This is a genomic window from Pseudoalteromonas sp. A25 (genome assembly GCF_009176705.1).
In the GTDB taxonomy this organism is placed as follows: domain Bacteria; phylum Pseudomonadota; class Gammaproteobacteria; order Enterobacterales; family Alteromonadaceae; genus Pseudoalteromonas.
Map to the genome: position 1 here is coordinate 2074398 of NZ_AP021846.1, position 22366 is coordinate 2096763.

Genomic DNA, 22366 nt, shown 5'->3' on the forward strand with positions numbered 1-22366 from the left:
ACACAAAAATGCCGAACCCTAGTTCGGCACTTTTAGTGAAGTGAAAAAAGTTATTTTTTGTCGTGAATTGCGTCCAAACGTGCCAATAAGCTTGATGTATCGAAGCGACCACCTCCAAGCGCTTGCACGTCAGCATAGTATTGGTCCACCATGGCTGTAAGTGGAATAGATGCACCATTGTTACGCGCTTCGTCTAGTGCTATGCCTAAGTCTTTGCGCATCCAATCAACCGCAAAGCCAAATTCATATTCACCCGCAAGCATTGTTTTGTAGCGGTTTTCCATTTGCCATGAACCCGCAGCGCCTTTTGAGATGGTCTCAATCACTTTTTCACCATCAAGACCTGCTTGTTTTGCAAAGTGTAGCCCTTCAGCTAAGCCTTGAACCACACCAGCTATGCAGATCTGATTCACCATTTTACAGGTTTGCCCGCTGCCGACTTTACCAAGCAACTGAGAAAACTTACTATAAGCTGCCATAATATCTTTAACACGTTCAAAATCAGACTGCTCGCCACCAACCATGACCGTCAGTACTCCATTCTCAGCACCCGCTTGACCACCAGACACGGGGGCATCTAAGAACGCGATATTCTTTTTTGCGGCGTGATTAGCAACTTCAATAGCTACTTTTGCTGATGTTGTTGTGTGATCGACTAAAATAGCGCCCTCTTGCATACCCGCAAGTACACCCGTTTCTCCATAAACAACCGAACGTAAGTCATCATCATTACCTACGCACATAAATACGATATCCGCGTCTTTTGCTGCCTCTACGGGCGTATTTGCATAGCCGCTTTGATGTTCACTGGCCCATTTTTGCGCCTTTTCTACGGTGCGGTTATACACGCACACTTGATGACCTGCACGGGCCAAGTGCCCAGCCATTGGGTAACCCATCACTCCAAGTCCTATGAATGCAACTTTCATTGACATAATTCTGTCCTATTTCGCTGTTATGGTATCGAGAATGGAGTTTTTATACCCAACTCAACTGGGTATAGCAAATGAAAAGCTATAAATAACTTATGAAAGAACTTAATACTAGAATTAGCGAGCAAGGAGTCTGAGCGCTATGGAAACTATACATCGCTACAGTGTAAAACTTATCAATGGTGAAACGCTCGCACTGAAGCAACTTGAAGGTAAAACCGTACTAATCGTGAATATTGCGAGCAAATGCAGTTTTGCGCCACAATTGAGTGCTTTAGAAAAACTTTATCGACAATATCAAAGCTATGGCTTTGAAATTTTGGCATTCCCATGTAACCAGTTTGGTCGCAATGAGCCACTAGAAGGCGCTATGCTAAATGAGTTTTATAAAAGTCATTTCGGCTTAAGCTTTATTGTATGTGATAAAGTGCATGTCAATGGACCTGAAGCGCACCCTTTATTTAATTATTTAAAATCAAATACTAGAGGAATTGCACAAAACCGTGCAATTAAATGGAACTTTACCAAGTTTTTAGTAAACTCACAGGGAGAGCTGGTTTCTAGGTACGCGCCAAGGACCAAACCAGACACATTAAAACCGGTCATTGAGAGTCAATTAAATGATGAAAGTAGCCCTATTCAGTTCGCAAAACTATGAGAAACCTTTTTTTTCAAAGGCATTAAATACACACCCTGATATTGAATTGCATTACTTTACAGAATCGCTAAATGAACAAACTGTTGCATTGTGCCAAGGATTTGATGCGGTGTGTGCTTTTGTTAACGACACATTAAATGGCGCTGTACTAGCTGAGCTAGCTGAATACGGTATTCAAGCTGTTGCGTTACGTTGTGCAGGCTTTAACAATGTTGACACCAAAGCTGCTAACGCTTTAGGAATTAAAGTAATGCGCGTGCCAGCATATAGTCCTGAGGCTGTTGCTGAGCACTGTATTGCTTTGATGCTTACACTAAGCCGCAAAACCCACAAAGCCTATAACCGAGTACGTGAAGACAACTTTGATCTTAATGGTTTGTTGGGTTTTAACCTGCATAACAAAACGGTGGGTGTTGTTGGCGCAGGCAAAATTGGTCAAGCGCTTATTTCAATTCTAAATGGCTTTGGCGCTAATGTATTGGTATATGACCCAAATGTTGGCGAAGGCTCATATACATTAAGCTCCTTTGATATGCTGCTTGAACAAAGTGACATCATTAGCCTAAATTGCCCATTAAGTGAAACCACCCATCACATGATTGATGATGCTGCATTTGCCAAAATGAAACCAGGTGTCATGCTCATCAACACCTCTCGTGGCGCACTTATCGATACGCCTGCATGTATTCGAGCGCTCAAAAATAGAACTCTTGGTTATCTGGGCTTAGACGTATACGAGCAAGAGTCAGAGCTATTTTTCAAAAATCGTAGCGACGAAATTATTCAAGATGACGTATTTATGCGTTTGGTGAGTTTTCCAAATGTATTGATCACAGGCCATCAAGGCTTTTTTACGCAAGAAGCCCTTGAACAGATAGCCAATGTAACACTGTTTAACTTACAACAAGTGTTAGACGGTCAAGTAGAGCCAACAAATCAGGTTCTTTAACGAATAAAAAATGGGAACAAACATGCTTTGCTCCCATTTAAAAAAGTTACCCTAGCAGCAGTACACCGACCCCAATAACCGCGAGAATACCGCCAAGCACCATATTGACAGTAACCGGCTCTTTTTTAATAAACCCAATTGTCATGACCATAAGTGGCGCTGTTGCAAAAATAGTTTGTGCAACAGCTGGGTCAGTATGTTTAACCGATAGAAGTTGTAACCACAAGCCAATAAACGTGCCAAAAAATATCGCTGTTAACAGCCATCCTCTACCATCTACTTCATGAATTCTAATTGCATGCTTAAAACTATGCTCTTTCAACAGCACAACAATAATAGCAACACAAAACGTACCACTTAAGAGCCTAATCAAAGCCGCCCACAGACTACTGGTTTGCTCAACATTCATCGCCCCTTTTGACATAACCATGCCTGCCGCCTGACACAAAGCTGCAAGCAGAGCAAAGCATATTCCTTTTATATAAATACGACGCTCTAAATCCGGTAGTATTTGCCTAGGTTTAAGCGCAATCAAAACACCAACAATAGTAACTACAATACCAAGCCATGCCTGTAACGATAGATAAGTTCCTAACATAACTATATTAAGCAATCCGGCAATGGCAGGGGCAAATGACTCTATGATCAGGGTCCTAGCTGGTCCGATATTTCTTAGCGCTGCAAAATATGCACTGTCGCCTATCGCAATACCAATTACGCCACTGGATATCAACCAATACCAGCTTTGTACGTTACCTGGGGCTTGCCAATCTTGCATAACAATGATGGCTGATATCATCATAACCCCAGCAATCACGCCCTTACTTACGTTAAGCTCAAAGGGTGTCAAGCTGTGGCTAAAGCGTTTATAAAGCAAGGTTGAGCTTGCCCAAACGAATGCTGCCATGATCGCAGCTAACTCTCCAATTCCTATTTGCATTTATCTTACTTGTTATTTTTTTCTTAATTATGCAATGATGATGCTTTGATATAAATAAAACTAGATAAATATAGGTTGAGCTAATAGCTTGTTAGACTACTCATCATTAAGATATAAATATTAAAATTCCTTTATAAGGATACACTTTCTTTCAGCTCAGCTAAAATTAGTACGTTATAAGTTTGGAATGACAAATTTGCACACATCAATAAAAACCCTCTCTTTCATTTTAATGGCCATCATTACGCATAGTGTAAATGCGCAACAATGCGACCATGTAGTAAAACTTGGCCTAGTGGCCGATTGGCCTCCACTCACTTATTTTGACAAGGACGAGGCTAAAGGTTTAGATATTGAAATTGCGAAAATGGTGTTCTCGTCAATAGATGTCTGTGTCGATTACGTACGCCTGCCCTCTAGTGCACGCGCATTGGGCCAAATGGAAAGAGGTGATATCGATGTTGCCGTCATGGTCAGTTACACCAACGAACGTGCAAAATATGGCTATTTTTCAAAACCATATAGAAATGAAACTATGCGTTTATTTAGCTACTCACAAGCGCAGCCTATAGCTAACCTACGCCAACTACTGGACCAACAAAAAACGATAGGCTTAAGTATTGGCTCTTTTTATGGTGAAGAGTTACAACAACTTACCGGTGACAGCCGTTATCAACCACAACTCGTACAAATATCTAGCGCTGATCGCCGAGCAGAAATGCTCATTAAAAAGCGAGTAGATTTCATTGTTGATGATTTAATTACCGGCCTTTATATGATGAAAACTAAAGGATACAAAAACATTAACGCTTGGCCATATATTGTTCATGACAATCAGGTTCATTTTCTCATACGTAAAAGTTCAGAAAACAAAGAGGTATTAGCCAAAGTAAATAAAGCGATTGAGGTATTAGGTCCAAAAATCGATGCCCTGGTGGCGCAGTTTACAAAAAGCGGGCCTAACTGACAGCATTTGTTTGACTTGAACTTGAAATTGCCTTCTCCATAGCTATCACTAATTCTTTGATATGCCCTTGGATTTCATCCTCTGTACATTTGTTTTTAAGCATTGTATCTATCTTTGACGCAATGTTTTGTATCTCGACACACTCAAACATACCAGCAGTGCCTTTAATTGCATGTATTGATTTACTTAGCCCATCTAAGTCATGGTATTTCATTTGATTTTGAATTTGTACTTTTTGCTCATATAGTCCAGCGATGTATTTATTTTTTAGCTGCTCAAACTCAGCATTAGGAATATCAATCTCTTGCGTGACAGCTATATTCAAGTAATGGCTTATTTTTTTACTAAACTCAACTCTATCAATCGGCTTAGAGAGATGATCTGTAAAACCCAACTTAAGATACCGCTCAATTTCATGCTGCATAGTATTCGCGGTCAATGCCAAAATAGGCGCGCAGCACCCTGTCGCTTGTATAAAGGTCAAAGCTTGCTCGCCATCCATAACTGGCATTTGAATATCCATTAATATTAAATCGTAGTCATTCTCAAGCACAGCTTGCACCGCAAGTTGTCCATTTTCTACCGCGGTAACATTTAATCCCATACGTTCCAAAATACGCTGAATAAGTTTGCTATTATCAGAGTGGTCCTCCGCTAGCAATACATCCCCTTTTAAGTCTGTATTTACTTTTTCTGCGGCAGGCTCTTTAACTGGATTACTATTTGCTAGTTCTTCAAAACTATTTACCCAACGCGTGTTATCCGTTGTGAAAAGCCCTAAACTCAATGTAAATACCGTACCAGAGCCAACTTCACTCACTACCGAAATGTCACCATTGAGCTTATTTGCCAAATTTCGAGAGATATTCAAACCCAAGCCCGTTCCACCATATTTGCGTGATGTTGAAGAGTCAGCCTGATAAAATGCACTAAATAGCTCTTTTTGCTCCGTAGAAGTCATACCTATACCAGTATCAGTTACTGAAATCTTTAGCACATCGTCAGAACAAGAAACATCAATGGTTATTTTTCCTACAGTGGTAAATTTTAACGCATTTGACGTTAGGTTAAGCAATATCTGTCGTAATCGAGTTGGGTCAATGACAATATAATCAGGCAAAGGAAAGCGATATTTAAGCTCAAACTCTAAACCTTTATCTCTTATCTGTTTGCCTAATAAAGATTCAACATGGGCAATTGTCTTGAACAAATCAGACTCCATCAATTCAATTTCAAGTCGATTTGCCTCGATTTTTGACATATCTAATATGTCATTAATTAGGCCAAGTACATGACGTGAATTCTGTAATATCACATTAATCGCGTGATTTCGCTCTTGCGGAGTGATATCTCCGAGGATTATTCCATCTGCGTAACCAATGATTGATGTCATTGGCGTTCTAATTTCATGACTCATATTTGCTAAAAAGCGACTTTTTGACTCACTTGCATCTCTAAGTTGAGACGCCAACTGCTCTAACTCGTACGTACGTTTTAGCACTTTTGTTTCAAGGTTTTTATTAAGCTCTATATTTTCTTCGCTTGTTATACGGAATTTATCAGCAACCGCAAATGCTAATAACAACGCATCGAGTGCAGTACCAACGAGGCCTAAAAGATACAAATTGAGTGTAGAGGCTGGCAAAACACCTAAATTGGTTAAGTTTCCAATCATGTTGGGCACCATCATAGCGATATAAGCCAAGACAAAATATCGAGCAGGCTTAAAGCCATCAATTACTCGCAAGAAGCCGATATACATGCCCAAACATAGCGCACTACCGGTCATTATCGTGGCCCATAAAAAGCCAAACCCAGGAAACAAAATGCAAAAAGGCAGCCCTAAGGCTGACACAATACCAAGCCAAAATGAGGCGACCGATAAATTTGGACGCTCTTCTTTTAGCTTTAATAAACTATTGTAAAATAACACATTTGTGATTGGAGCTAGAGAGAAGCCAAGCCAATGGAGGTGAGCAGAATAAAACCCAAAGAGTTGATCAGAAATGTGGAAAAAATGACTCCAACTAAACACCCAAACGCCAGCAAATAACGCAAAATACAAATGCGTGGCATCTTTTGAACCTATATAAATCAATAAGTTGTATAGACCCAATATAATGCCCACGCTAAAACATAGGGTCATCAATAAGTTTTCTTTAATAACCAATTCATTAAAATCTTTAACTGGCTTAATCACCAGTTTTGTTGGTGTATAAAAAAACTCACTTTCAAAAGATGTGACTAAGTAGTAAGTCCTATTGGGTTTAAGTTCGATTGTATTACCGTAATGAAAAGCAAATTCATTGGGGTTTTGTCCGCCGGTAAAATAACGCTGAATCTCGCCATTATCACTGTATATTCGGCTTTCAATACTATCAACAACCGTGTTGTATGGGTACAAAACCAGTTTTTCTATGCTGGATTTATTGGTAATTTTTGTGACGAGCCAATAGCGCCCGGAAAAAAGTGCTCTAGAAGGCAAAGGCTGCAGATTACTTGCCCACCCTTCTATCATTTCAAAACTATCCGGAAAGCGAGTGTTTTCGGAGGAAATCAGTAATTGCGCATGATCGTGTAGATTGACGCCTTGCTTATCCAATGAATAATCAAAAACGTCTCCATAACAAAGGCTTGAAAAAATAAACCCACAAATTATGAGCAATTGTTTTAACATTAAATGCATATAATGCCTTGATATTTTTTGTGCTTATATGTGTCTATAAGCACAGCTACACTTCCATCCTTTTACCCTTTAAATCGCTAAAATCGATAACGTATATCAAGACCAACTCGGCGGCCTTCTCCTTTAAAGTCTTCAAGCATACCTAAAAAGTTCCTTAAATCGAACTTTAAGTTGCTGTATTCTTTGTCGAATAGATTCTTTGCCCAGATATTCGCTTGCCAACTCCCTGTATCCCAGCGCGTGTTAAATCGCCACAATGCAATACTATCTTGTTTCGCATAATCACTTTCAAGCTGATCAAAAAAGTATTCTGATTGATAATCCACTCCCAAAGTAGATGTAAACTCTCCAATATCATTGTTTGCAAAAACGTAGGTAATTGCGGCGTTAGTATTCCACTTTGATGTAAATGGTAATCGGTTGTCCGTCAACGATACGCCAAGGGGATCTACAAACTCTTCAAATTCGGCATGAGGTAAATAGCCAAGGCCAATTTGCACACTTAACCCCATATCAAAAGCGTAAAAAATGTCTGTTTCCGCCCCATAGATTTTGGATGCCCCCACGTTTTTTAACAGCTGAAGAGGTACAGCACCCGGCACCATTGAAGGCTGATTCATAAATACCTGTTGATCTTTATAATCGTAGTAAAATACCGCTGAGTTTACTCTTAAAGAGCCATCGCCAAATTTCAGCTTTGCACCTGCCTCATGGGCGCTTAGATGTTCAGTTCCATAATCTGCATCATTCGCTTGTTCGGGACTAGACAAATAGCCGCCATTGTATCCGCCACTTTTGGTACCGTTAGCAAAACTGTAATACAGCAACTTATTACTGTCCAAATTGTGATTTATAGCAAACTTACCTGACCAGCTACTATCATCATTGCTACCTTTAACATGGTAAAAAGGAAGTAGTACACCATCTAAATTATTAGGATCGAGTACCACATTGATACGCGATACAGAGTCGTAATCTACCGATTCATCGCTATACCTTAAGCCAAATGTTAATGTAGTATCAGTGCGCCACTGCCACTCATACTGAGCGAACAACGCAATAACACCATTGCGTATCTCATTATCATAAAAAAATGTGGCAGAATTTGCCCCATTAGGTGTGCCGCGCATGTCTCTACCAATATCATTATAATTATCTTGATAGAGCCGTTCTTGGAGCTGAAAAATCCCAGTGGTGAGATAGCCATTCTCATCATAGGCTTGATAACGTACCTCATTAGATAAAAGCTCTGCTTTTAAACCGAGGTTTCCTTCACATGTGCGCAAAGGAGACCCATCGCAATTAAAAGCATGCTCTCTATCTAGACGACTAAATGAGTTTATCCATATCAGCTGAGCATTATCAGTGAGTTGGTAGTCAATCTCAGCAGTCCATCCTTTGCCAATACTATGATGTGGTGAATCGTTATTTACATTCACAGCCCAAAAGTCATCGCTTCCATCATTAAAACCCGTGATGTCATTGCATCTTCCTTGGTTTGCTTTGTCTGGTGAACATATTCCACCAGTTTCAGGGTCAATTACACCAATATTGCCCACTGGCTGAACTATACCGTTCCAATGACTGTAATTTGCTTTCAAATACACACTGAAATCATCCCACTGAGCTAAATAACTCAGCCTTAAGTCTGATTGTTCCATGCCAGCTTCGGGTGCACTAGGATGCAAATTGTAGGATGTATAATCGTACTTTACATGATTTACAGCAAACCTGAGTGCCGATTCATCATTCACGCTGGCATTATAAAAACCTTGTACTTTTGACCATTCATCAGTACCAATACCAACTTCAACTTCTCCATAGTTACCCGAATCAGGGCGTTTGCTTCTTATCAGCACCGCCCCGCCTGTACTGTTTCGTCCAAATAAAGTGCCTTGCGGTCCTTTTAGTACCTCTACTTGCTCTACATCAAAGAAATTTACAAGCTGGTTATTTGCTGAACCTACTGAGACCCCGTCAACGTACATGGCAACAGGTGACGTATTCGCGGTGTTATAATCTAATAAGCCAACTCCGCGAATATTAATCGCCGGCGGAGTTCCTTCAGCCGCATTTTGGCTCACTTTCATGTTGGTTACAAAACTCCCCAACTCAGTCGTATCTTTTACACCAGAATGACGCATAACACTGCCTTTAATTGGCGTAATAGCAATACTCACCTCATCAATCGATTGCACTCTTTTTTGTGCATAGACCTCTATAACTTCAATGGGTTGTTCGTCTAATGCTATGCAGGGCTTTAAGAAAGCTCCGCAAACGGTAGCACTGACGAGGCTAAGCGAGAGAGATTGTTTCATATCCTTACTCTTTTATTACATATCATTAAGTTAGTGAACACGAGTATAGTTCATTAACAGATCCTCCACCAAAATTATGAGAGGTACATATAATTTTTCCTACGCTCCATCGGGTTCAAAACCATCCTCGCCACTAATTTTCTCAGGCAAACCACATAACGCTCTTGAAGTTTGCATACCGGCCATCACGGCAGCCTCAACACATCCCGCATTTACCCCCGTACGAATCCAATCTCCGGTAAGGTATAAGTTTGCAAACATAGAGCCATCTGTTGCTAATCTGTATTGGCTACTTCCCGTTACAGATAAAACGTAACGCTCACTTGGGTCAACATTTACTCTCCAATACTGACTATCAAACCGTTGTTCACCAATTTGTCCACTAGGCGCGTATAAAACAGACCAATCAAATTGTTGGTCGCTATAGGCGTTTGGCCACAAAGGTTGCATCTCATTTTTTAGCTTATTTAGTGCATTAGTTTTAACTTTAGCTTTTTGTTCATGGGGAAAACTATAGTTCGTTTGAGGTGGGTAGTCGTCACAGCCAAATGCGCTACAAAAATAAGCGATATTGCTTGGCCCATTACTTGGCCAATCTTCTACACCGATTAAATTAGACATCGCAGCCCAAGTGTCAAATGGCTGTGAGAAACCACTTAGAATTGGTCTTTCTTCGCTCTCTGGTGAATAATTAAAGCCAAGCTGTTCATCTGTTTTGTTCAACCACACTTGAAATGCTTGCGTTGCCACAGTTTGCACTTTTGTAGCTTGATCATTTAATTTTTCATCGATCAATAATAGTTTTGGACATAAATGCTCTAAAGACGCCACAGAGATACCGAATATGACTTTGTCAAAGTCTATCCCTCTTTGTAACGTTTTCGTTGGTAAAGGCTCACCAAATTGCGCTTGATACACTTTAGACCAATCAGACCAGAACGATTCCAAATTAATATTATGTTGTTTAATTAGCTGTGCCTGTTCAGGTAATATTTGCTCTAAAAGTGGCTTGTCTGGCCAACATGGCAAGCCTTTTACAAACACAAACGGCTGATAAACCTCATCAACCAAGGTAACTTGCTGGGTTATTTTGATTTGTTCTACGATATGATTTCCCTGTAGATCAGTGCTTGGAATCAATTCATCAATCTGATTAAAAAATTCAAATTTCACGCCTCGGCTTTTTAATAGCTCATAAATAGGCGCGAAAATAACATCCCCCATACCTGCTTGCATTTTCCACATCACGCCACCACGATAGCAAAGCATTATGCGTAGCATTGCAAGCGTTGCGACTCCAGCCTCTACATCACCTTTTTCAAAATTTCCGTCAATATAGCCAAATACTAGATCATAAAAACCCCTGACTGGCGCCGATTCTACGGTGTAGTCTTTATTTGCTCCATTTTTTGAAAGCCACGCTTTAAAATCTATATTGTTGATGGAGGCAAAACCTTTAGAGAACACTTTGTCTTTGATAAGGCCAATTAGCACTGCGATCCCTAAGTCTGCGCATACGTAGGCTCTGCGAATATTGGGGTTATCATCCAACAATTCTATGGCTTCGCTATTTAGCCAACGTTTCAGTTTACGTACCAAATACCACACCACTAAGCGGTCCTTTGAGTTACTTAAATCTTTATCTGTAGCTCTTAGGTTAACCAGCCTATGTAACTGTTGAGAGAGCATGGATGGCGTAGACCATATTTCTCTTAATTCGTCGTGGGCGCTTTCAAAAAAATCTTCTACGTCATCTTCGACATCATCAACTGCTTGGCGAACCTGGTTTGCTAAATGTTGAAGTAAGCTTCTGTCTCGTCGCTTTGTAGTCTGCAGTTTTGTTTGTTTATGATGCAGAGATATTTCTTCTTCTAAGGTGCCGATGAATTTTCTTAGCCAAGCAACCGCCATTTCAATTAATTGCCAAAAATGTAAATCTAACGTGCCATTTGCAGGGTTCCCCTCAAGAACAGGAAAGTCTATTGGCCATGTCTCCCATTCATTATCAATATACTCCTGCAACACCACAAAGCTATGCGGCTTAAACGCATCTTGCCAGGTGCTCAATGGCATGTCACTGGGTCGATTTAACTTGTTGTAAACATTTTCAATGGCTCTAAATGAATTTACATATGCCCCAAACCAAACATGCAATCCATGCTCTTCAATACGCTCTCCCATTTGCGCATTTCTACCACTGGCTCCTTTACCACCTAGTCGCCATCCTAACTGATAAACGGTAATATCGTACTTCTGTTGCCAGTTTTCTTGCTCAGTTAAATAGACTGCTGCGGTCATAGCGGAGACACCACCGCCAAGTATCGCGATTTTTTCCTGACTCATAATTCAATTCCTTGCAGTTTTAAAGCTATGCGCCACTTACTATTTCGTAAGCACCATCTTGATCAAAGTCCATACATACATAATAAGGAAGCGTTGCTACCTGCTCGCCTATATCAATTCCAAACATGTCGTTTAAAGGAAAAGCATCTAAGCGATTAATTGTGACTTTGAACTCATCCTTTAAAAAGCCCATTTTATGAATTTGTTTAATTTCTGAAGGAGAATGAACAACCGCCTTATAAACCGCATTTTCTGCAAAACCATCAGGAAATTGCTTGAATAAAATCTGGTCCATTTGTGGGTGTGTAAAGCCTGATAAGAATTGCTTTAATAAGTCAGCACTTATATGAATATCATCACTACTAGAGTGTAATAACTCAGCAACTTCATGACCGATTTCAAACAACTCTTCAAACCAGCTGTCGTGATCAGCTTGTCTCTCTATACTGAGCAGTTCGTGCCAAGCCATTTTTGTATCTGTACTAAACGGGTTGAACGTTTCCATGCTCATAGAAAAATGATCGGCTTGTTTGTATGAATCAGGCATCACATAACGGCACTGATATTTATTGTAGCCCCACGTTTCTCGGCCATTTATCAATGCATTAATATTGTTCACAGTGATAAACGCAGGGTACCAATAAAGGTGCGTCATTTTATTCGTTGTGCTATCAACTTGTGCAATTGGCAGCCAAATTATTATGTCTGTTTCTTGCATCCAGCCATAACTTTTATATGGCTCTACCTTAGAGGCAATATTTTCAATATCAGTAAATGTCAGTAAGCAATAAGATGATAGAGCTTTGAAGCTAAACTCCGTGTTTGGGACACTGTTGAGGGTCTGATCAACATAGTTTTGAATTGAGACATACGTTCCCTTTATAAAAAAACCATACATCATAGCGTTAATCATTCTACAGGGAGGTTTTGCAATTGGGTTACCAAAAAAGTGTTGATATGTGCCGTATTGCGCTTCGCTCATAATCTATTTCCTTAGCATTTAGAGTTAATCCACTTCTATCTGCTCCTGTTCAAGCGACTGCTGAAGTGTCACGATTTGTTGTTCACACAAATGAGTATAGTGAAGGTATGCATATTTGTTGAACTGATTTGAAAGTGCATTCATAAACCCATGACTGTAGCGCGTGCGAGTGCAATTAACCCAAGGTATTCTCTTCAATGTTTGAATAACCGGTGTCAATTCAAAGTGCGGCTCTTGATGCGGAAATAACAAGTCAACGGGACATTTAGGGTGAATATGTAAATAGTTTCTGATCTGACCGGGATAAAAACCGATTAGTTTGTGTGGTGGTCTACCTTTAATTTTTGCCATAGCACGCCATGCTGCAACCGCCCCGGCGCTGAAGCCTATAACCAAATCAGGGTTATGGGCTGCAATAAATTTTTCAACTTTAGCCATATAACCATCATGGCCAATTGTATTTACGAAATGATCATAGATAAGTGATTCATCTTTTTGTCTAACCGGCTGTTTACTCGTATAAGGTGAGCAAATAACCACGCTACCAGTTAACTCATTTGCGAAGGCATCCAAATTTGCAGTATGCCCATAAATATCACTAATTATTAGCGTTACCATAGAGTCTTTCCTTTTTATAAATTGGTATTGCTTTGATATGTAACACCATCCCCCATTATAAATTACTACTCTTATGGTGTATATCAGTAGTTGCATGCTCTAAACTTGCGGATTTCCTTTCTCTTTATAAGAACGTACAACACTGCTTTTTGCTTGCAGGCTGGTTTAATAAATTTAGCAGTGAACACAGTAATGTAAAACTTTTAAATCAATTTATTTACATTCATGTAAAGTTTACGTTTTGTACATTTGCTACACTCATACTTCAGTGAACCGTTAGGTGAGCAAATGCTACGACTTTGCATTTTGATATTGCTATTACAATCTTTCACCAGTCTTGCTAAAAGTATCACTTGGATATATTTAGACTTTGCGCCTTATTACATTTTAGAAGGCGCTAAAAAGGGATTAGGTAGGGATGAGCAAGTAATTAAACTATTGGGTGATGCATTACCCCATTATGAGTTTAAATATATCAATATGCCTGCTAGCCGCGCAATACATGAACTATCTACTACAAAACAGCTTTACTGCATGATATCCCTATTCAAAACACCAAAGCGTGCGCAGCACATAGACTATACAGAAGAAAGCTCGACAATTGGATTATCTCCATCACTGGCCATTCGCCGTAGTACTTTGAAAAGACTTAATTTAGAGCTAGGTGAGCAAGTGTCAATGAAAACACTTATTCATCGCCATCAGCTAACACTTGGTATATCCGCAAGTCGTTCATTTGGCAGTGCGCTCGATAGCATTATCAATACTATTCCACCTGATCAGCTAGTATCTCGTCCAGGTAAAGACCCGTTGCAAAGCCTTACAAAAATGCTGCTAAAAAAGCGAGTAGACATAATACTTGGTTATCCCAGTGAACATTACCATATGCACCAATTGTTAGACAGCGACTACCAATTATCACAACTTACAATTCAAGAGACGGATACCTTTGCACAAGGTTACATTGGCTGCACAAAAAAAGCACATACACCTGAGTTGATCTCTGAGCTCAACATGGCCCTAAAAAAAGTAAAAGCATCACACTCTTTTAGAAATGTGATGCTTTACTGGCTGCCCACAGAGTTACAACCAACACTTACGAGTAAATTAATACAAACCCGAACAAACATATCTGGTGGATAAGTTAATTACGATAAAAATAACTCGACTTTTCCAGCGAAATATCTGCGTTTTCCATTGCATTCACAACAAATGTGACTTGTTGTGTTTTTCTATCAAGCAAATTCCCGTCAATGCTAACAGTGATCGGAACCAGTAACATTTCTCCCGCTGACACTTTAATGGTATTCGGTGAGTTTAGTGTAGCGCCCTCAAGGCCTTTCAGGCTTACTGCATAATGCAAGTCTTGCTGCGTTTTGTTTATTATGCTTAGTGTATACGGGTTTTCTACAGTGCCCTCGAAATTTACTCTATATAGGGCGTTTCTATCTCTGATCACTGATACTTCAAGCGGTGTACGCTGCATTAACCAACCTGCCATTAGCATAAGCACCAGCACGGTTAAGGACGCATAACCAATTAACTTTAGCCTAAACGGGTTTGTCTTTTCGTTTGCCTGCTGACGTTCACTTTGATACTTTATTAACCCCTTCTGATAGCCAAACTTGTCCATGGTTTGGTCGCACGCGTCAATACATAACCCGCAGTTAATACACTCATATTGCAGTCCATTTCGTATATCAATCCCTGCCGGACAAACTTCAACACACAAGTTGCAATCAACACAATCACCTAACCCCAGCGCTTTAGGGTTATCTTTGCGCTTTCTGCGACCTCGTTGCTCCCCACGTTTTGAATCATAAGTCACCAATAGGGTGTCTTTATCGAACATAACGGATTGAAAACGCGAGTATGGGCATGCCACCGTACACATTTTTTCTCGTAAAAAACCGGCATTGCCATAAGTACACAAAGCAAACAAAAACACCCAAAAACTCACTAAACCAGACCATTCAAGAGCAAACATTTGTGTATATAGGACATGTACTGGTACAAAATAAGCCATAAATGAAGTGGCTGTAAGCAAAGAAATTACTAACCAAAGGCTATGTTTAACGAATTTCTTTTGTACCTTAGCAAAATGCCAAGGACCTTTATCTAGCTTTATGCGTTGATTGCGAGTTCCTTCAATACGATGCTCAACCCAGGTAAACATGAGCATCCAAACAGTTTGTGGACACATAAAGCCACACCAAACCCGGCCCAGCCAATTTGTTACAAAAAACAGTGCAAAGGCACCTGCCATAAATATTCCAGCTAAGACCATAAAATCTTGTGGCAGAAAAGTAGTACCAAATATCCTAAACTGTTGGTGCGCCACATCAAATAAAATAGCTTGCTTGCCTTGATAACTTATCCATGGCAGCCCAATAAAAGCGAGCATTAACAGCCAACTTAAATATCGCCTGATATTTTGAAAATACCCTTTTTGCTCTCGAATATAAATGGGACCGGGTTGTTTATACGGCTTAATAATTAAATCTTCGTCTTTAAAATCAAACTTCATAATTAATCTACTTGCATTTTGCTGAATATCACGCAACAGCATTTGCAACTTTCAGACCAAACTGAAATCTCAACTAATCATCTGATTTTAAAAAGAAAAAAATTTTCCAAAGCCCGTAAATTCGTGATATATCACGACACAACGTTATATATCACGATTTTTTCTTTGAATGCCCAGCTTTTTCATTTTAGATCGCAATGTGCTTTCATTCAGGCCAAGCTTAGATGCAGCGCCTCTAGGACCTGCCACCTGCCACATGCAAGCTTCCAGTACCCGTGTTATATGCTTTTTTTGTGCGGCGTCTAGCGTTAAGTCATCCTTATGACCTGACTGGAGAACTTTATGAGCTGGAGATAACGGCTGAGATAACTGCAAAAGTCGCGTTGTACTGAGTATCGCTTCACGCTCTAACACATTTTGCAACTCTCGAATATTACCCGGCCAATCATACTCTTTTAATTGCTCAACAGTGCTATTTGAGACCCCTTCGAGCTGTTTACCGAGGCGCTTATTAAGCTGTTTGATAATATTGGTACAAAGCATAGGAATATCTTCTTTACGCTCCCTAAGGGCGGGTACGGTTATAGGAAAAACATTCAAGCGGTAATACAGATCCATTCGAAAAAGTCCTTGTTCAACCATTTTCCACAGATCACGGTTAGTGGCAGCAATAACACGTATATCCACTGAAATTGTGTGGCTAGCACCTACTCTCTCAAACTCTTGTTCTTGCAACACGCGTAATAGCTTACTTTGAGCTTCCAGTGGCAGCTCACCAACTTCATCTAAAAATAACGTGCCTTTATTAGCTAGTTCAAAGCGCCCTTTTCGTCTTTCATTCGCTCCGGTGAAGGCCCCTTTTTCATGACCAAACAGTTCAGATTCAAGTAGGCTCGGTGTAAACGCTGCACAATTCACTTTCACAAAAGGCTGTTGGTTTCTATCACTTAATCGGTGTAAATTTCTAGCAACCAACTCTTTTCCCGTACCATTTTCTCCAAGGATCAACACGGTACTCGCTGTTTGACCAACCAGTTCAATTTGCGACAACATGGTTTTGAAAATATGACTGCTACCCACTAAACCAGAATCTTGCCAATCTTCATTGAGTTCTGACAATAGGTAAGCATTTTCATCTTTTAACTGTTCACTCAACAATTGCACTTGCTCTAGGGCCGAGCGCAAGGCACGCTCTGTTTCCTGTTGTTTTGAAATATCCCTAAATATAGCGACTGCGCCAATGAGTTTACCTTGCCGATACACTGGCGTAGATGTGTATTCTACGGCAAAACTACTACCATCTTTACGCCAGAATACTTCGTTTTTAACATGTCGACGCTTACCATCAAACATCGTGCAGTATATCTGGCATTCATCGGCTGGATATGGTGTGCCATCAGCATGGCTATGATGGTGGTATTGATGTATTTTTTTACCCAATAACTCTTTTGCTTGCCATCCCGTCATACGCTCTGCAGCTGGATTTATAAATACCGCATTACCGGATAAATCAAAACCATAAACCCCCTCACCCACAGCATTGAGCAATAGTTCGGGATCCCCCAAGAAATGATTAACCATATCAGCCATAATTTACCTCGCGAAATATCGCGAGAACTATAACACAACAAAATAATCATTAAAGCCCAGTTATAAACATAGCTGTCGATATTCTGCCAATGTCTTTCCGTATTGTTCTTTAAAAACTCGATTGAAAGACCCTAAATCTTGGTAACCAACTTGCCAGGCTACCTGAGTGACATTCATACGCGTTGTGCGTAACAACTGCTTGGCCTTTTCTAATCTTGCAAGGCGTACATACTGAGATGGAGAAAGACCTATTTGCTTTTGAAAACGACGAATTAAGGTTCTTTCACTCACACTTAAGTGCGCTGCTAGCGACCCTAAGGTTAACGTGTCATTCAAGTTATTTTTTATATAACTTTGCAGAGACAGAAGCCTATCGTCTTGATGTAATTCAAATGCACCAATGCGCATATATGAATTTTGAGTTTCTGACAATTTAGGAATAGCCAACCATGACGATAACTCCTCTTCTAACTGCGCACCGCAGGTTTGATTTATAAGATGGGCCATCATGGAGAAATAACATTGAGCTGCGCCAGACGTTAACACTTTACCATCCTGCAGGTAGACCTTTTCTTGGCTCACTTTGAGTTGAGGAAAATAACGCTGATAAAACGATTTAAGCCACCAGCTGCTTGTTACACGATAATCATCCAAAAACCCACTCACGGCTAAATAACTTACAGATGTGCAGGTTGCAATTACATGCTCGCTTTGACGGGCCAACGCCATAATATGCTGGGCTAACGGCCTATAAGCTTGACAATCACGCCAAAGTTTTTGATGACCCTGAAATTGACTTCCAACCCAAAGTAAAACGTCGACCTTTTCTAGATCTTCTAATTTTTTGTCACAGGGTAAAGTCAGCCCTTGACTGGTGGTTACCTGTTCACTATGAACACCAACTAAAAACCAGCTAAATACTTTCTTGTTACTAAGAATATTTGCCACATTTAGAATATCAATTACGCCTGTAATGCCTGTAGCTAAGGCATTTTCAGGGCAAATAATAGCCACCTGATACACTTGTCAGTTTTACCTTTTATATTGTCATTTATGCCACATTAGCTTTTAATCGCTTTGCGGTAAAGTAGTTTTAGCTAACAACATAAGGGGCTAAAACATGTGGGTTCACTATCCAATTCTATTTTTAATTGCACAAATGTGCATCCTATGGCTAATGACTTTGGGGTTACGAATAACTGCATATAAAGCTAACGAAATAAAAATTAAAGATATCAAGTTTGTGCAAAAAGACAGCTTTCCTAAAACGGTTGCACTTGTTGGCAACAGCTACGACAACCAGTTTCAACAGTCATCATTATTTATCGTACTGCTGTGCTTGCTCAATCAACAGGGTTTAGAAGGACATTTTTGGTATGTAACTAGTACGTTCTTTGTACTGGGCCGCTATTGGCATTGTTTTGAACATATAGCAGGGAGAAACCTACTGTTAAGGATCATCGCATTTTCGTTGACAACAAGTTGCTTTTTTATCGCCTGGTTTGGCTATTTATATACTAACTTAACTGGCAACCCTCTACCATAACTCGCCAAAGTTTAGCTTTACTCATGCTGGTTTATAAAAGGACTTTTAGACCAGCAATAAACAATGATAAAATTACCCTTTGCTCACCACAAATTGATTAGGCACAATTTTTGGACACTTCTACTTATATTCCAAACTCATTTATAGATGATGTTAAAACTTATATTCCCGAGCATTTATCGATAGATGATTTTATTCGCGCTTGCCAACGTCCACTAAGGCGCTCAGTAAGAGTTAATACCTTAAAAATGTCAGTCGACGAATTTAAAGTTTATTGTCAACAAAATAACTGGCTGATAGATCCGGTTCCTTGGTGTAGCAGCGGTTTTTGGCTTACACGCCCACAAAGTGAAGAGAAGAACTTGCCAATTGGTAATACCGAGCTGCACCTAAGTGGCTGTATCTACGTTCAAGAAGCCAGTTCAATGTTGCCACCAGAAGCACTGTGTAATGCAATGAGTGATAGTAAATTTGTATTAGATATGGCAGCGGCTCCTGGCTCAAAAACAACGCAATTAGCTGCAATGATGAATGGTAATGGAGTATTGGTTGCCAATGAACTTTCATCATCGCGAGTTAAAGTACTGGCTGCAAATATCAAACGCATGGGCGTGTCAAACTGCGTATTATCCCACTTTAATGGCAATATCTTTGGCGATTATATGTTTGAGTGTTTTGATAGCATATTACTTGATGCGCCATGCTCAGGTGAAGGTACAGTTAGAAAAGACCCAGACGCACTTAAAAATTGGTCTATCGAGTCAAATGTAGAAATTGCGCAAGTACAAAAACAACTTATTCGCAGTGCATTTTACGCATTAAAGCCTGGCGGTACTTTGGTTTACTCAACATGTACGCTTACCCCACTTGAAAACCAACAAGTATGTCAGTATTTGTTAGAACAATTTGCAGATCATATTGAGATTGCGCCCTTGAATGACCTTTTCCCAGGCGCTGAAAACGCGCTAACTGAGCAGGGTTTTTTACATGTATGGCCGCAAATTTATGACAGCGAGGGGTTTTTTATTGCGCGTTTTAAAAAAACCAGCTCAAAAGACCATACCGAACAACAAATCAAAAAAGGGGCTTTTCCGTTTTCTCCTGCTCCTAATAAGCTGCAAAATGAGTTTAAAGCACACATCAAAAAGCACTTTGGAATACAGTCATTAACTGGGCAGTTAATGACTAGAGATAAAGAACTCTGGCTATTTCCTGATGGTATGGAAGCTATCGAAAATAAAATTAAGTACGCTCGACTAGGTATTCAACTGGGCACCACCCATAAAAATGGAGTGCGCTTAGAGCACGAGTTTGCCACTGCACTTGGTAAATTTGCAACATCGAACACTTATGCAATGGATAAGCAACAAGCACAAGACTATTTTCAAGGGAAAGATATTCGCCTTACAACACCTGTAACACAGCTTGGTGAAGTGATATTAACACTTTGTGATGCCCCCGTCGGTTTAGGCAAATGGCAGAAAAACAAAATCAAAAATAGTTTACCGCGAGATTTAGTTAGTAATGCACAGTTGATAACTTGGGTATAACTTGGAGATATCTTTCACTTATTTTTAGATTAAATAAGCATATAAAGCATAATTGACTGTTTTTCAAACACTTTAAATATGTTGCATATGTTTGTAAGTTTTATGAATAGTTAACTACACTTAAATTACTTTCTACTTCTCCCTAGTAATTAGAAGGTGTTTTAAGTAACGCATTGGCTCCTCAGAGCCATCCCCTAAACCCAGAGCATCCCTTTGCTCTGGGTCTTTTTTTGCTTAATATTTATACCAGCGTTCACTGAGGCCGTTGACGACAAATCGGTCTTAAAAATCGTAACATTGCATTTAAACCCACAGACGTACTTCTTACATCTGTACTTGATGGAAACGGCCCACCATGATTCATGGACGCACACACCTCAACCCCCGTCGGCATTTGGTTTTCTATCAAACGACCCACCTTGTACTGTAACGCCTCGATTATTTGCGCGTTCTTTGCAAAATCTTCATTGCTGCCATGTATTGAAGCGGTGAGTTGCCCTTCTAATGAATCAATCAGTTGCTTCAGCTGCTGCGAGTCATCGTATTTGACCATCATGACAGCAGGACCAAAAACCTCTTCATGTAATTGGCTATTTTCCATATAGGTAGCAGCATCAGTGCAAAATAGATGCGCATTTGCATGAAAATCTTGCTCAAGCTTACCTTGCGCGAGCAAGCTCACACCTTGAGTATGCTTAAACACGTCAATACCTTGTTTGAAGCTAGTTACAATATTGGGTGACAACAACGTATCAGAAGTACTTTTTGACAGTTGCTCAATCGACTCTTCGATCAGCTCGTGTGCATCACTGGGCACTAGCCACAAACCAGGGCTCGTACAAAATTGACCATTTCCCATAAGCATTGATTGACACAATGCTTGGGCCAGCTCTTTGCCATGTTGTGCCGCTTTTTGTGCAAACACGACCTGAGGGTTTGTGCTACCCAGCTCACCATAAAACGGAATTACTTCTTTTCTTTTAGCAATGGTATCCATGAGCTTTTGTGCAACCCCAAAGCTCCCTGTGAAACCAACAGCTTTAATAGAGTCTGCAGCAACCAGTTGATGGGAAATACCATAACCTTTTGCTTGGATCATAGAAAACACCCCTTTCGGCATGCCAGTTTTCACGATGGCTTTATCTATCGCACGCGTCATTAGCTCACTGGTTGCAGGGTGTGCAGTATGGCTTTTCATCACCACCGGGCACCCGGCGGCTAAAGCGGCTGCGGTATCCCCCCCTAGCGTTGAAAATGCATATGGAAAGTTTGAAGCACCAAAAACGGCAACCACTCCGACTGGCAGATAGCTTAAATGCGTGTGAGGTTTAGCCTGTGGCGTTCTGTGTGCGTCAGCTGCATCTTCAATATCTAGATCTAACAAGCCGTTTTTACATTGCTCCAAACTCTGAGCAAATGCTCTTAGCTGATTAATGGTACGACCGCGCTCACCTTGCAATCTTGCAAACGGCAAATTGGTTTCTTGATGTGTTACTTCTAAAAGTTGCTCACCCAGCGCTTCTATTTCATCTGCAATAGCATATAAAAATGTTGCTCGCTCGGCTGGACTTGTTTGACGGTAGTCTATAAATGCTTGTTCAGCTGCACTCACAGCCTGCCCTAACATCTGCTCTGTAGCCTCATAAATCGGGCTACTAAGAGGCTGATTTAGTTTAGGCGAAAAGCCAAAAAACTTATTTGCGCCTTCGGCGATACACCACTGCCCTGCGATGTAGCTTGCTCCGCTGATCTGCATAACT

At 40.3% G+C, this 22366-nt stretch carries 17 protein-coding genes; 6 read left to right on the top strand and 11 right to left on the bottom strand.

The window, feature by feature from the left end; translation table 11 throughout:
• Positions 1–50: 50 nt before the first annotated feature.
• A complete protein-coding gene (locus GDK41_RS08795; protein ID WP_152086059.1) occupies positions 51–935 on the bottom strand; it encodes an NAD(P)-dependent oxidoreductase in 885 nt (294 codons plus the stop codon).
• Positions 936–1074: 139 nt separating this feature from the next.
• On the opposite strand from GDK41_RS08795, the gene GDK41_RS08800 reads away from it, so the two are divergent.
• Positions 1075–1590, top strand: coding sequence for a glutathione peroxidase (locus GDK41_RS08800; protein ID WP_152086060.1), 516 nt, complete (start codon positions 1075–1077; stop codon positions 1588–1590).
• Positions 1556–2539: a 2-hydroxyacid dehydrogenase gene (locus GDK41_RS08805; RefSeq protein ID WP_152087553.1), complete on the top strand. Its 984-nt coding sequence runs from the start codon at positions 1556–1558 to the stop codon at positions 2537–2539. Before GDK41_RS08800 ends, GDK41_RS08805 begins: the two co-directional genes overlap by 35 nt.
• A gap of 46 nt (positions 2540–2585) precedes the next feature.
• Here GDK41_RS08805 and GDK41_RS08810 read toward each other — a convergent pair whose 3' ends face one another.
• The gene (locus GDK41_RS08810) at positions 2586–3479 is read right to left on the bottom strand and encodes a DMT family transporter (RefSeq protein WP_152086061.1); all 894 of its coding nucleotides are present in this window, start codon (positions 3477–3479) and stop codon (positions 2586–2588) included.
• Between the two features lie 187 nt (positions 3480–3666).
• Here GDK41_RS08810 and GDK41_RS08815 point away from each other — a divergent pair, with 187 nt between their 5' ends.
• Positions 3667–4446, top strand: a complete 780-nt coding sequence (locus GDK41_RS08815) for a substrate-binding periplasmic protein (RefSeq protein ID WP_152086062.1) — start codon at positions 3667–3669, stop codon at positions 4444–4446.
• Here GDK41_RS08815 and GDK41_RS08820 read toward each other — a convergent pair.
• From GDK41_RS08820 to GDK41_RS08840, 5 genes are all read right to left on the bottom strand, one after another.
• Complete coding sequence (locus GDK41_RS08820) at positions 4439–7132, bottom strand: ATP-binding protein (RefSeq protein ID WP_152086063.1); 2694 nt, start codon at positions 7130–7132, stop codon at positions 4439–4441. The genes GDK41_RS08815 and GDK41_RS08820 overlap by 8 nt on opposite strands.
• Before the next feature lie 77 nt (positions 7133–7209).
• Positions 7210–9450, bottom strand: coding sequence for a TonB-dependent receptor (locus tag GDK41_RS08825; protein ID WP_152086064.1), 2241 nt, complete (start codon positions 9448–9450; stop codon positions 7210–7212).
• 99 nt (positions 9451–9549) lie between these two features.
• The gene (locus tag GDK41_RS08830) at positions 9550–11793 is read right to left on the bottom strand and encodes an NAD(P)-binding protein (RefSeq protein ID WP_152086065.1); all 2244 of its coding nucleotides are present in this window, start codon (positions 11791–11793) and stop codon (positions 9550–9552) included.
• A 25-nt stretch (positions 11794–11818) separates the two neighbouring features.
• Entirely contained in the window at positions 11819–12775 is a 957-nt protein-coding gene (locus GDK41_RS08835) for an acetoacetate decarboxylase (protein ID WP_152086066.1), read from the bottom strand.
• A gap of 24 nt (positions 12776–12799) precedes the next feature.
• Entirely contained in the window at positions 12800–13393 is a 594-nt protein-coding gene (locus tag GDK41_RS08840) for a hypothetical protein (RefSeq protein ID WP_152086067.1), read from the bottom strand.
• A 288-nt stretch (positions 13394–13681) separates the two neighbouring features.
• Here GDK41_RS08840 and GDK41_RS08845 point away from each other — a divergent pair, with 288 nt between their 5' ends.
• Entirely contained in the window at positions 13682–14536 is an 855-nt protein-coding gene (locus tag GDK41_RS08845) for a TIGR02285 family protein (RefSeq protein WP_232056439.1), read from the top strand.
• A gap of 1 nt (position 14537) precedes the next feature.
• Here GDK41_RS08845 and ccoG read toward each other — a convergent pair whose 3' ends face one another.
• From ccoG to GDK41_RS08860, 3 genes are all read right to left on the bottom strand, one after another.
• Positions 14538–15920, bottom strand: a complete 1383-nt coding sequence (ccoG, locus tag GDK41_RS08850; protein WP_152086068.1) for a cytochrome c oxidase accessory protein CcoG — start codon at positions 15918–15920, stop codon at positions 14538–14540.
• A 144-nt stretch (positions 15921–16064) separates the two neighbouring features.
• Positions 16065–17501, bottom strand: coding sequence for a sigma-54 interaction domain-containing protein (locus GDK41_RS08855; protein ID WP_152087555.1), 1437 nt, complete (start codon positions 17499–17501; stop codon positions 16065–16067).
• Positions 17502–17570: 69 nt separating this feature from the next.
• Positions 17571–18524 (bottom strand): GlxA family transcriptional regulator, encoded by a 954-nt coding sequence (locus tag GDK41_RS08860; protein ID WP_172971588.1) that lies wholly within the window; start codon positions 18522–18524, stop codon positions 17571–17573.
• Positions 18525–18630: 106 nt separating this feature from the next.
• On the opposite strand from GDK41_RS08860, the gene GDK41_RS08865 reads away from it, so the two are divergent.
• Positions 18631–19056, top strand: coding sequence for an MAPEG family protein (locus GDK41_RS08865; RefSeq protein ID WP_152086070.1), 426 nt, complete (start codon positions 18631–18633; stop codon positions 19054–19056).
• A 110-nt stretch (positions 19057–19166) separates the two neighbouring features.
• Entirely contained in the window at positions 19167–20606 is a 1440-nt protein-coding gene (gene rsmF / locus GDK41_RS08870) for a 16S rRNA (cytosine(1407)-C(5))-methyltransferase RsmF (RefSeq protein WP_152086071.1), read from the top strand.
• A 253-nt stretch (positions 20607–20859) separates the two neighbouring features.
• Here the strand turns inward: rsmF and GDK41_RS08875 are convergent, their stop codons facing one another.
• Positions 20860–22362 carry an aldehyde dehydrogenase (NADP(+)) gene (locus tag GDK41_RS08875; RefSeq protein ID WP_152086072.1) on the bottom strand — a complete coding sequence of 501 codons (1503 nt, stop codon included), beginning with the start codon at positions 22360–22362 and terminating at the stop codon, positions 20860–20862.
• Between the last annotated feature and the right edge of the window lie 4 nt (positions 22363–22366).